A 10,459-nucleotide genomic window follows, 5' to 3' on the forward strand; every position below is an offset into this window, starting at 1 on the left:
GTTGCGTATCCAACCACGAACGGTGAGGGGCGCGTGTCAGTTTGTGACGCAGGCGTCATGTTCACCGTCACAGCGGAGCGCCGATCGGGGCCCGCGCAGGCCGCGCGCTCACGGCAGCTCCAGCCCGCGCGGCGTCTCGCCGCGCTCGACGAGCGCGTGGATCTCGGCGGCGCGGCGCGGGTTGAGGAAGACGTGGCGCTGACCGACGCTCGGCTTCTCCAGCAGCAGGCCGGCGTCGAGCAGGCGCTCGCCGATCGCGAGCGCGAGCGCGCGGTCGTGGCCGGCGAAGCCGCGGGCCAGATGGCTGATCTCGGTGTGGTACCCACCCCACTTCCCCATACCCATCAGGCGCTGAAGGATGCGGCGGGCGACGCGACGGCCGCGGTCGGCGTCGTCGTGCGGGCGGGCGACGTCGGAGGTCGGGTCGAGCACGCCGATCACGTCCTCGTCGTGCTCGCGCAGCGACGCGGCGTCGGCCGGGTGGCCGCCGAAGCGCGCGACCGCCTCGGCGATCCGCAGCGGGTGCAGCTCGCCGATCGGCGGGCGCAGGTCCTCGACGTCGGCCAGCGCGGCGGCCGGCACGCCGTACGCCGCCGCTCTCAGCCGGTCGACCGCTTCGAGCTGGTCGGGGAAGAACTCGACCGCGAACTCGACGTGCTCGAACAGGTCGCCGCCGCTGAGCGGGAAGGAGAGCGCCAGCCAGCCCTCCCAGCTGCCGACGTGCAGCGCGAGGTCGCGCGGGTCGCCGGGCGCCATCGCCTCCGCCCCCTCGACGATCGCGCCGACGAGCGCCGCGACAAGCACCCACGCCCGCTCGACGACGGCGTCGGGGTCGGCCCGCAGCGCCGGCGTGACCGGGGCGACCGCCAGCAGCCGCTCCTTCTCGGCCGCTATCGCGACCGGCACCGGCGCCGCCGGCGGATAGCCGGAGCGCGCCTGCTCCAGCTCATGCGCACCGTCGGTGAACGCGTCCAGCAGCTCCGCGCGCAACTGGGCGGCGCGGTCGCGCGGGGCACGAATGCCGCCGGCGTCGGAGATCACGCTGCCGAGTCGCGTCATGCGCCGCCGAACCCTATTGGTCGGCGGCGCGTCCAGCGATTTTGGTCAAGCTCCGCAAACCGGTCTGTCGTCCGGCAGGCCCGCGACCCCTCCGGGGGTCAGCCGGTAGGCGCTCGGAGCGCTGTTGATCGTCAGCCGTCTGCCGTCGACCCCTATCCGCGCGGTCGCGACGCCGACGCGCAGGATCAGACTCGGTCTGGTGACCGCGTAACGGCCGGTCAGCATCCCCTCGAAGAGCGTCGCGCTCGTGTCGCCGTCGGCGATGCAGACGTAGGAGGGCTCGGTCGGCGCGATCACCAGCCGCACGGTCCGCGGCCGGGGTCTGGGCGCGGGCGTCGGCGCCGTGATCGTCGGCGGCAGCGCGGGGGCGGTGCTGGTGCCGGGCGATGTTCTGGTGCCTGGCGTCGTCGCTGCGGGACGCGATGGCCTGACGGGCGTGGTCTTCGGCGCCGGCGCGGCGACGACAGCGGCGGCCGTGGTCGTCGTCGGGAGCGCGTCGGCGGTGCCGCCGCCGTCTCCGACGACGCTGCGCAGGACGACGGCCGCGATCATCACGACCAGCAGCGCCCCGAGCCCCAGCGCGCCGGCCGCGACTCTGCGCTCGCGCGTGACGGGGCCGGTCGGCGCGTGCTTGGCCGCCGTGCGGATCGCCCAGGAGGTGCGGCGCGGTGGGATCGGCGGCTCTTCCGGTGGCGCTTGTGCGGGATGCGCGTGAAGCTGTGGTTGCTGAGCAACCACAGATTCACGCGCATCGGGGGTGGCGGTGGGTGCGAGCGCGGCGGGGGTGGCGGCGGGTGCAGGCGTGGCGGCTGGCGTCGAGGCGGCGGCGCGGCGGAGCTGGATCCACTGGAACGGCTCGGCGCCCTCCAGCGGCGGGTCGGCGGCGACGCCGGCAAGGGCCAGCGCCGCGGTCGCGCGGCGGGGGGCGTCGGGCGTGTCGCCGCCGAACTGCTCCAGCAGCTCTCTCGCCGGGCGCTTGTAGCCGAACGGCGTCAGCGCCTCGCGCGCGAGCGCGGCGGCGGCGAGCGCGTCGTCGATCGGGACGGCGGCGGGCGTCTCCTGCCAGGCGCCGGCCGTCGTGCGGCGCAGCCGCAGCCGCTCCGCCAGCGATCTGCGGTCAGCGTCGGGCATCGAGCGCTCCGTGGGCATCGGCGAAGAGGCGATCGTCGGTGGCGATGCGGTGCGACGGCTCCCGCAGCTCCGGCGCGTGCAGCTCGCGCGCGGTCAGGTCGACCGGCGTCAGCGGCGCCAGCTCCTGCTCGACCCCGATGACGCCGTGGTCGGAGAAGCGCCGCGCGCTCGGCAGCACGCGGCTGTCGAACGAGCCGACGGCGTCGTTGTAGGCGCCGACGGCGCCACGCAGCCGCGCGCCGACTCTGTCGAGGTGAGCGGCGAAGGTCCCGAGGCGGCGGTGCAGATCGCGGCCGAGCGTCGCGATCTCGCGCGCGGACTGCGCGACCGTCTCCTGCTGCCAGCCGTACGCGACCGCGCGCAGCAGCGCGATCAGCGTCGTCGGCGTCGCGATCAGGACGCCGTCCTCGACGCCGCTCTCCAGCAGCGACGGATCGGCTTCGAGCGCCGCCGTCCAGAAGTGCTCGCCGGGCAGGAACAGCACGACGAAGTCGGGCGCGCTGTCGAACTGCGCCCAGTACGCCTTCGCCGACAGCTTGCGGACGTGCTCGCGCAGCAGCCGCGCATGCTGCGCCAGCTCGTGCGTGCGGGTCGTCTCGTCGGTCGCCTCGTAGGCGTTGAGGAAGGCGTGCAACGGTGCCTTCGCGTCGACGACGACCTGCTTGCCACCGGGCAGGTGGACGATCAGGTCCGGTCGCAGCAGGCCGTCGTCGGCGGCGACGCTGCGCTGCTCGCTGAAGTCGCAGTGGCCGAGCATGCCCGCCAGCTCGGCGACCCGTCTGAGCTGCAGCTCGCCCCAGCGCCCGCGCGCCTGCGGCTGGCGCAGCGCGGCGCTCAACCCGGCGGTCTCGCCGCGCAGGCGCTCCTGCGCGGAGACCAGCTCGCGCAGCTGCTGCTGCAGCGCGCCGCGCTGGACGGCGCGGTCGCGGTCGAGCGCCGCGAGCTGCTCGTCGACGCGTCTGAGCGAGTCGTGCAGCGGGGCCACGATCGCCTCGACGCTCTCGGCGCGGCGCGCGGTCGCCGCGCGTGAGCGCAGCGCCAGCAGCACGGCGGCAGCGCCGAGCAGAAGACCGATGAGGAGCCAGATCGCGGACATCGAGTGAGCGTTGCGCGGGCCGCGGACAGAACGCAACCGCCGTTGCAGCCCTCGCATCCAGGACTATCGGCGCGGCGGGCGGCGGCATGAGGCCGGCGGTCAGGAGAGGGCGCGTCAGCGCGCGAGCCGAGCGCGCGGGCGGGCGGGCGGGCGGCGCGGCGCGTCAGCGATCCAGCGCCGCGCTGAAGGCGGCGTGGGCGTCGCCGCCGCGGACGGCGAAGACGATCCGCTCCAGCGAGCTGGTCGGCGTCTCCTCCAGGTGGCGGAAGACCTCCTCCAGCTCGATCCGCGCCGCCTCCTCCAGCGAGAAGCCGCCGACGCCGGTGCCGAAGGCGACCAATGCCAGCGAGCGCACGCCCAGCTCCTCGGCGCGGATCAGCGTCGCCGCGGTGGCCGCGCGGATCACCTCAGCCGAGGTCGGGCCGCCGAGCTCCATCGTGGCGGCGTGGATGATCCACTTCGCCGGCAGCCGGCCGCCGCCGGTCTCGGCCGCCTCGCCCAGCCCGATCGGCGCGATCGCGTCGCTCTCGTGCTGGACCCACGGCCCGCCGGCCTTCGAGATCGCGGCCGCGACGCCGCCGCCGTGCTGCAGCTGCGTGTTGGCGGCGTTGGCGATCGCGTCGACGACCAGCGCGGTGATGTCCGTGTCGAGGATCTCGATCGACGCGGACATCGCTCAGACAGGTTCGCTCTAGCCGACTTCCGCCGGCTCGTCCTTGCCCTGCAGGCGCTCACGGCCACGCTGCACGGCCGCGATGAACTTCGACAGGTTGACCTCGAGCGTGTTGAGGATCTCGTCGGCGTAGTCCTCTGCGCCGAGCCGGATCTCGCGCTCGCGGGCGCGGGCGTCCTCGATGATGTCCTCGGCGCCGCGCTCGGCCTGCTTGGTGACCTCCTCTTCGGAGATCAGGCGATCCTGGCGCTCGCGCGCCTCTCTGAGGATCCGCTCGGCCTCGCGCTTGGCCTCGGCGAGCATCTCCTGACGCTCCTTGACGATCCAGCGCGCCTGCTTGATCTCTTCCGGGATCGTGGCACGCATCTGGTCGAGGAGATCGTAGATCTCCTCCTTGTCCACGCGGACCTGGTCGGTCAGCGGCACAGGCTTCGCGTTGTGGACGAGGTCGTCCAGCTTGTCGATCAGGACCAGGACATCCATCGGAACCTCTGTTTCGTCACCGGCTGAGTTCTTCCTTCAAGCGCACGGCCACATAGTCGGGGACAAGATCGTCGATGTTCCCACCGAACGTCGCAAGCTCCTTCACGCCGGAGGAGCTGAGGAAACTGTACTGCGACGAGGCCATGAGATACACGGACTCGATGTTCGGCGCCTGGCGGCGGTTGAGCTGGTGCATCTCCAACTCGTACTCGAAGTCGGAGATCGCGCGCAGCCCCTTGACGATCGCCGTCGCGCCAATACCTCTGGCGAAGTCGACGACCAGGTTGCTGAAGGCCTCGGCGCGCACGTTGTCGAGATGCTCGGTCGCGCGTTCGATGAAACTGATCCGCTCCTCCGCCGTGAAGAGCGTTCTGCCCTTGCGGATCGGCAGGTTCACGACACTGACGACGACCTCGTCGAAGACTCGCGAGGCGCGCGATATGACGTCCAGGTGGCCATTGGTGACCGGGTCGTAGGAGCCCGGGCAGACGGCTATGCGGTTAGTCGAGTTCATGGATGCGAATGAGTGTGTCGCCGTATCGGCGTTCGTCGGTCATGGGCAGCTCCAACCCGAGCGGCGCGCGACGGTCGCTCTCGCACACGATCCTGCCGCCTGCGGCGATCAGCTCCGCGAGCGCCGGCGAGAGCTCGCGTCCCAGCTCGGGCGCGAGGCGGTATGGAGGGTCGAGAAGGACGAGATCGTATTGGTGACCCGCCGTTCGTGCTGCACGCACGAATGCACGGGCATCCTGGCGCCGCACCGCTGCCGCCTCGCGGGCCACCCCGAGCGCCTCCAGATTTGCCCTTACGGCTCTGATCGCGGGGTTGGCGCCGTCGACGAAGGTGACGTGCGCGGCGCCGCGCGAGAGCGCTTCGAGGCCGAGCGCGCCTGAGCCGGCGAAGAGGTCGAGCACGCGCGCGCCATCGAGCGGGCCGAGGATCGAGAAGAGCGATTCGCGCACGCGGTCGCTCGTCGGCCGGGTCTCGTCGCCCGGCGGGGCGGCGATGCGGCGGCCGCGGTAGAGGCCGGCGACGATGCGCATCGTCAGGCAGCCAGCGGGGCCATCGCGTCGGGCCCGAAGACGGCGGCCAGCGCGTCTCTGAGCAGCGCGTGCTCGGGCGCCTGGAGGTCTGGGTCGGCCGCCAGCAGCTGCTCGGCGCGGGCATGGGCGCGCTCCAGCAGGTCGGCGTCGTCGGGCAGGATCGCGATCTTGTAGGCGGCCTCGCCGTGCTGGCGGACGCCGACGATCTCCCCCTCGCGCCGCAGCTCCAGGTCGATCTGGGCGAGGCGGAAGCCGTCGCCGTGGGCCGCGAGCGCTCTCAGCCGCGCCGAGTCCTGCGGCCCGAACAGCAGGCAGAGCGACTTGTGTGCGCCGCGCCCGATGCGGCCGCGCAGCTGGTGCAGCTGTGAGATCCCGTAGCGCTCGGCGTCCTCGACCAGCATCACGGTCGCGTTCGGGACGTCGATCCCGACCTCGATCACGGAGGTCGCGACGAGCACGTCGGCGCCGCCGGCGGCGAACTCGGCCATCGCCTCCTGCTTCTCTCTCGGCCGCATCTGGCCGTGCATCAGCACGACGCGGAACTGCTTGAACTCCGTTCTGCGCAGCCGCTCGAACTCTTCCGTGGCGGCGCGCGCCTGCAGCGCCTCCGACTCCCCCACCAGCGGGCAGACGACGAACGCCTGGCGCCCCTCGCGCAGCTCCTCGCGGATCCGCTCGTAGGCGCGCTCGCGGGCGCGCTCGCCGCCGGCGACGTGCGTCTCGATCGGCTGACGGCCGCGCGGCAGCTCTCTCAACGCCGTGTGGTCGAGGTCGCCGTGCTCGACGAGCGCGAGCGTGCGCGGGATCGGCGTTGCGGTCATGTGCAGCACGTGCGGCGTCAGCCCGGCGGGCGCCTTCGCGTCGAGCGCGGCCCGCTGGCGCACGCCGAAGCGGTGCTGCTCGTCGACGACGACGACGCCGAGACGAGCGAAGACGACGGCCTCCTCGATCAGCGCGTGCGTGCCGACCAGCAGCGACAGCTCGCCGCTGGCGAGCTTGCCGAGCAGGTCTCTGCGGCGCGCGGCGGGCGTCGAGCCGGTCAGCAGGCCGATCTGCAGCGCGTCGCCGCCCATCAGCCCCTGGATCGTCGCGAAGTGCTGCTCGGCGAGCGTCTCGGTCGGCGCCATCAGCGCGCCCTGCCAGCCCTGCTCGACCGCGCGCAGCAGCGCGAACAGCGCGACGACGGTCTTGCCGGAGCCGACCTCGCCCATCAGCAGGCGCTGCATCGCGTGGTCGCGCGCGAGGTCCTGCTCGATCTCCTCCATCGCGCGCTGCTGGTCGCCGGTCGGCGCGAACGGGAGGCCTGATTCGAGCCAGCGCGCGCTCAGCTCACGCGGGCCGTCGAGCCGTGGCGCTCTGGAGGAGCGCTCGCGCTGGGCGCGGCGCCGCAGCAGGCCGAGCTGCAGCAGCAGCAGCTCGTCGTAGGCGAGCCGGCGCCGCCCGTCGACCGGATCGCGCTCGGCGGTCGGGAAGTGGACGGCGGTGAGCGCGTCGTGGCGGTCCGGGAGCGCGTCGGCGAGCCGCACGCGCGCCGGCAGCGGCTCGACCGTGTCGTCGATCGCGTCGCGGTGCTCCTGCGCCAGCGCAAGCAGCTGGACCGAGCTGATCCCCTCGCTGGCCGGGTACTGGGCGATCTGGTCGACGCCGGCGACCTGCTGCGTCGTCGGCGCGTGCGCGGAGACCTTGAAGGAGCGCTGACCGAGCCGGCCGGTCAGCATCAGGCGCATCCCCGGGCGGTAGCGCTCGACGAGCCACGGCTGGTTGAAGAAGGTCACCTTCAGCGGGCCGGTCTGATCAGCGACGACGGCCTCGACCAGCGGCCGCATCCCGCGGCGGCGGACCGGCCGCGACGTGATCGAGCGGACCTCGACGAGGATCGTCGCCGTCTCCTCCTCGACCAGTCCCTCGACCGTGCGCGCCTCGCCACGGGCGCGCGGGAGGTGGCTCAGCAGCTCGCCGACGGTCGTGACGCCGAGCGTCTCCAGCGCTCTCTGCGCTCTGGGACCGGGCGCGTCAAGCGGCTCGGACAGGCGCGAAGGGCGCGGCAGGCGCACGGGCGCCGCGCGCAGCTGGGCGTCGTCGAGCGGCTCGGCGCTCGCGAAGGCGGTCGGTCTGAACGTCATGGCGGCGCCGACAACTATGGCGATGCGGGCGGCGTCGCTGCGGCGCGGCCGGTCGCGGCGCGCGGGCTCACGCGGCAGCGAGCGTCATACTCGCCCGATGCTGCTCGCGCTCACCGCCGCCGTCGCGCTCGCCGCCGGAGCGCAGAGCCCCGTGCAGCGGGCGAGCGAGGCGCAGACGCACCGGATCGCCGTCGAGATCATGCAGCCGCGCTGGACCTGCTTCAGCGCGCTGGTGGCGAAGCGCTCCGCGTGGGGGTCGCTGCGCCGGATCGAGACGCCGGGCTGTCCCGAGCTGCCGTGGGCGATCCTCGTGCGCGAGGACCGCGACGACGGTTGGCAGGAGGTGCGCCGCTTCGCGACGCGGAGAGCGGCATGCAGAGCGCGGCCGCGCGGCCTGCCGGCGCGCACGCGCGCCGCGCTGCTCGGCTGTCACTCCGCCGACAGCAGCCACCAGTAGCTCGGCTGGCCGCCGGGCTGCAGGTCCAGCTCTATGCGGTCGCCCGCGACGCTCGCCAGCTCGCTGACGTCGCCGTCTGAGAGCGGGGCGCCGTCGCCGACGATGCAGGTGATCAGCTCTGCGTGCTCCCCGAGCCCGGCGAGCACGCTGCGCAGCGTCGCGGCCGGTTCGCCCCACGCGACCAGCTCGTCGCCGAGGAAGCCGATCGCCTCGCCGGCGCGGAAGCGGCCGCCGGCGTCGTCGCGCGCCGCCGGCGCGACCGCGCCCGTGCGCACGCGCTCCAGCGCCGCCTCCATCGCCTGCGCGTTGCCGGCGGCGTCGCGCGCGGGGTCGAGCGCGACCGCCGCGGCCAGCCCGGCCTGCTGCGAGCGCGAGCGCACGACGGCGACCTGCTTCTCCGACAGCTCGGCCGCTCTCTCGGCCGCCATGAAGACGTTGGAGCTGTTCGGCAGCACGACGACCTGCTCGGCGGCGACGGCGTGGATGCCGGCCAGCAGGTCATAGGTCGACGGGTTGAGCGTCGCGCCGCCGTCGAGCACGTGGATCCCGAGGCCCTCGTAGAGCCGGCGGATGCCGTCGCCGGAGACGACCGCGAGCACGCCGCACGGCGCCGTCGGGCGCGCGGTCGCGGGCACGGCGCCGTCGGTCGCCTCGGCGGCCGCGGCGGCGAGGCGGTCGGCGCGCTCCTCGACCTGCGCGTGCATGTCGGCGACGTCGAGGTGAGAGATCGAGCCGGCCGTGGCGAAGGCGCCGGTGGCGGCGTCGGGATCGTCGGTGTGGACGTGGACCTTCAGTGTCTGCGCGTCGCCGACAACGAGCACGGAGTCGCCGATCGCCTCCAGCGCCGGGACGAAGGCGCGCGCGTCGAGGCCGTTGCCGGTGACGGCGAAGTTCGTGCAGTAGCGGTACGTCGAGGATTCGTGCTGCGGACGCGTCACGCGCGCCGCGCGATGGTGCTCCAGCTCCGGCGGGTCGGTGCCGCGCAGCGCCGCGACGACGCCGGCGAAGAGGACCGTGAGGCCGTAGCCGCCGGCGTCGACGACGCCGGCCTCACGCAGGATCGGCAGCAGCTCCGGCCCGCGCGCGACCGACTGCTGGCCGGCGTCGAGCGCCCGTTCGAGCACGTCGGCGATCAGCGCGTCCTGCTGGTCGGGCGCGGAGTCGGGGTCCAGCCGCGTCTGCGGCATGTGGGCCAGCTCGGTCGCGATCCGGTGCGCCATCTCGCGCACGACAGTCAGGATCGTGCCCTCCGCCGGCTCGCGCACGGAGCCGTAGGCCTGTTCGGCGGCGCGGGCCATCGCCGCGCCGATCAGAACGGGGTCGACCAGCTCGCCGGGGCGGCTCGCGAGCTCCTCGGCGGCGCCGCGGATCAGCTGGGAGAGGATGACGCCGCTGTTGCCGCGTGCCCCGAGCAGCGCGGCGCGGGCGACCGATGCGACGATCTCATCGCGGCCGATCTCGTCGATCGTGCGGTCCTGCTCGGCCGCCGCGAGGCGGTCGATCTCCTGCAGCACGGCGCGCAGCGTGAGCGCCATGTTGTCGCCGGTGTCGCCGTCGGCGACCGGGAAGACGTTGAGGTCGTTGACCTCGTCACGCCGCGACTCGAGCTGCGCGAGCGCGGCGTCTACGACAGCTCGAAAACGAAGGAGGCTGGGGTCGGACACAGGCGGGAGCCGGGCTTGCCGGCCCCTACGCCTTGATGACCTTGCCGGCCTTCAGGCAGCGCGTGCAGACGTAGACGCGACGGGCCGTGCCGTCGTCGTTGATGCGAATCCGCTGGAGATTCGGGTCGAACCGCCGCTTCGTGGCCACTCTCGAGTGGCTTCGGCTGTTGCCGAACGCGGGACCCTTGTTGCAGACATGACAGATACGGGGCATGGGTCGCAGGAGTATAGGGAGTCGGGGGACGAAACGGCGCGACACCCGCTGTGACCCGTTGACACGCCGCCCACACGAGCGCGCCCAGCGTTCAACTGCGCACCGGTTGATCGTCACTCCATATGCTGGCGCATGGATGGGATCGGGAGGCCCGCCACACGTCGCCAACCGAGGAGGAGTCGATGAGGGGTCTGCCGCGCATGCTCGCGCGCCGTCTCAGCTATGCCAACGTCGTCGCGACGATCGCGCTGTTCGTGGCGCTCGGCGGCGTCTCGTACGCGGCCGTCCAGCTGCCACGCGACAGCGTCGGGACGGCGCAGCTGCGCGACGACGCCGTCACCTCGTCGAAGGTCCGCGACGGCTCGCTCGCCGTGCGCGACTTCGACCGCTGGGAGCGTCAGAGGCTGGAGGGGCCGCGCGGACCGGCCGGGCCGGCAGGCCCGCGCGGCTGGACCGGCGCGGCCGGACCGAGAGGCGCCGCCGGGCCCGCCGGGCCCAGAGGCGAGCCGGGCGCGC

At 73.5% G+C, this 10,459-nt stretch carries 11 protein-coding genes and 1 pseudogene; 2 read left to right on the top strand and 10 right to left on the bottom strand.

Features of this window, described 5'->3' with window-relative positions:
- Window positions 1-108 precede the first annotated feature (108 nt).
- The 8 genes from R7226_RS16255 to recG form a co-directional block, all read right to left on the bottom strand.
- Window positions 109-1,059, bottom strand: coding sequence for a hypothetical protein (locus tag R7226_RS16255; protein WP_318598244.1), 951 nt, complete (start codon window positions 1,057-1,059; stop codon window positions 109-111).
- A 45-nt stretch (window positions 1,060-1,104) separates the two neighbouring features.
- Window positions 1,105-2,190, bottom strand: coding sequence for a hypothetical protein (locus tag R7226_RS16260; RefSeq protein ID WP_318598245.1), 1,086 nt, complete (start codon window positions 2,188-2,190; stop codon window positions 1,105-1,107).
- A complete protein-coding gene (locus tag R7226_RS16265; protein WP_318598246.1) occupies window positions 2,177-3,286 on the bottom strand; it encodes a DNA recombination protein RmuC in 1,110 nt (369 codons plus the stop codon). The genes R7226_RS16260 and R7226_RS16265 overlap by 14 nt, the downstream gene beginning before the upstream one ends.
- 163 nt (window positions 3,287-3,449) lie before the next feature.
- Window positions 3,450-3,959, bottom strand: coding sequence for a macro domain-containing protein (locus tag R7226_RS16270; protein WP_318598247.1), 510 nt, complete (start codon window positions 3,957-3,959; stop codon window positions 3,450-3,452).
- An 18-nt stretch (window positions 3,960-3,977) separates the two neighbouring features.
- On the bottom strand, window positions 3,978-4,442 hold the full coding sequence (locus tag R7226_RS16275; protein ID WP_304723935.1) for an ATPase: 465 nt from the start codon (window positions 4,440-4,442) through the stop codon (window positions 3,978-3,980).
- Window positions 4,443-4,458: 16 nt separating this feature from the next.
- Window positions 4,459-4,956 (bottom strand): pantetheine-phosphate adenylyltransferase, encoded by a 498-nt coding sequence (coaD, locus tag R7226_RS16280; RefSeq protein WP_318598248.1) that lies wholly within the window; start codon window positions 4,954-4,956, stop codon window positions 4,459-4,461.
- The gene (gene rsmD, locus R7226_RS16285) at window positions 4,943-5,485 is read right to left on the bottom strand and encodes a 16S rRNA (guanine(966)-N(2))-methyltransferase RsmD (protein WP_318598249.1); all 543 of its coding nucleotides are present in this window, start codon (window positions 5,483-5,485) and stop codon (window positions 4,943-4,945) included. The genes coaD and rsmD overlap by 14 nt, the downstream gene beginning before the upstream one ends.
- A gap of 2 nt (window positions 5,486-5,487) precedes the next feature.
- Window positions 5,488-7,608, bottom strand: coding sequence for an ATP-dependent DNA helicase RecG (gene recG, locus R7226_RS16290; protein WP_318598250.1), 2,121 nt, complete (start codon window positions 7,606-7,608; stop codon window positions 5,488-5,490).
- Between the two features lie 97 nt (window positions 7,609-7,705).
- On the opposite strand from recG, the gene R7226_RS16295 reads away from it, so the two are divergent.
- A complete protein-coding gene (locus R7226_RS16295; protein ID WP_318598251.1) occupies window positions 7,706-8,065 on the top strand; it encodes a hypothetical protein in 360 nt (119 codons plus the stop codon).
- Here the strand turns inward: R7226_RS16295 and R7226_RS16300 are convergent.
- Both R7226_RS16300 and rpmB read right to left on the bottom strand, forming a co-directional pair.
- Window positions 8,038-9,729 carry a DAK2 domain-containing protein gene (locus tag R7226_RS16300; protein ID WP_318598252.1) on the bottom strand — a complete coding sequence of 564 codons (1,692 nt, stop codon included), beginning with the start codon at window positions 9,727-9,729 and terminating at the stop codon, window positions 8,038-8,040. The genes R7226_RS16295 and R7226_RS16300 overlap by 28 nt on opposite strands.
- 25 nt (window positions 9,730-9,754) lie before the next feature.
- A complete protein-coding gene (gene rpmB, locus R7226_RS16305; protein ID WP_318598253.1) occupies window positions 9,755-9,943 on the bottom strand; it encodes a 50S ribosomal protein L28 in 189 nt (62 codons plus the stop codon).
- A 182-nt stretch (window positions 9,944-10,125) separates the two neighbouring features.
- Here rpmB and R7226_RS16310 point away from each other — a divergent pair.
- Window positions 10,126-10,459, top strand: a pseudogene (locus R7226_RS16310) (hypothetical protein); the annotation flags it as partial.

The organism is Conexibacter stalactiti (assembly GCF_033542075.1).
Taxonomy (GTDB): domain Bacteria; phylum Actinomycetota; class Thermoleophilia; order Solirubrobacterales; family Solirubrobacteraceae; genus Conexibacter; species Conexibacter stalactiti.

What these genes read in the sequence shown, in the direction of transcription:
- R7226_RS16295 (WP_318598251.1), top strand. Translation starts at nt 7,706, where the DNA reads ATGCTGCTCGCGCTCACCGCCGCCGTCGCGCTCGCCGCCGGAGCGCAG.
- coaD (WP_318598248.1), bottom strand. Translation starts at nt 4,956, where the DNA reads ATGAACTCGACTAACCGCATAGCCGTCTGCCCGGGCTCCTACGACCCG.
- R7226_RS16255 (WP_318598244.1), bottom strand. Translation starts at nt 1,059, where the DNA reads ATGACGCGACTCGGCAGCGTGATCTCCGACGCCGGCGGCATTCGTGCC.
- rpmB (WP_318598253.1), bottom strand. Translation starts at nt 9,943, where the DNA reads ATGCCCCGTATCTGTCATGTCTGCAACAAGGGTCCCGCGTTCGGCAAC.
- R7226_RS16275 (WP_304723935.1), bottom strand. Translation starts at nt 4,442, where the DNA reads ATGGATGTCCTGGTCCTGATCGACAAGCTGGACGACCTCGTCCACAAC.
- recG (WP_318598250.1), bottom strand. Translation starts at nt 7,608, where the DNA reads ATGACGTTCAGACCGACCGCCTTCGCGAGCGCCGAGCCGCTCGACGAC.
- rsmD (WP_318598249.1), bottom strand. Translation starts at nt 5,485, where the DNA reads ATGCGCATCGTCGCCGGCCTCTACCGCGGCCGCCGCATCGCCGCCCCG.
- R7226_RS16265 (WP_318598246.1), bottom strand. Translation starts at nt 3,286, where the DNA reads ATGTCCGCGATCTGGCTCCTCATCGGTCTTCTGCTCGGCGCTGCCGCC.
- R7226_RS16260 (WP_318598245.1), bottom strand. Translation starts at nt 2,190, where the DNA reads ATGCCCGACGCTGACCGCAGATCGCTGGCGGAGCGGCTGCGGCTGCGC.
- R7226_RS16270 (WP_318598247.1), bottom strand. Translation starts at nt 3,959, where the DNA reads ATGTCCGCGTCGATCGAGATCCTCGACACGGACATCACCGCGCTGGTC.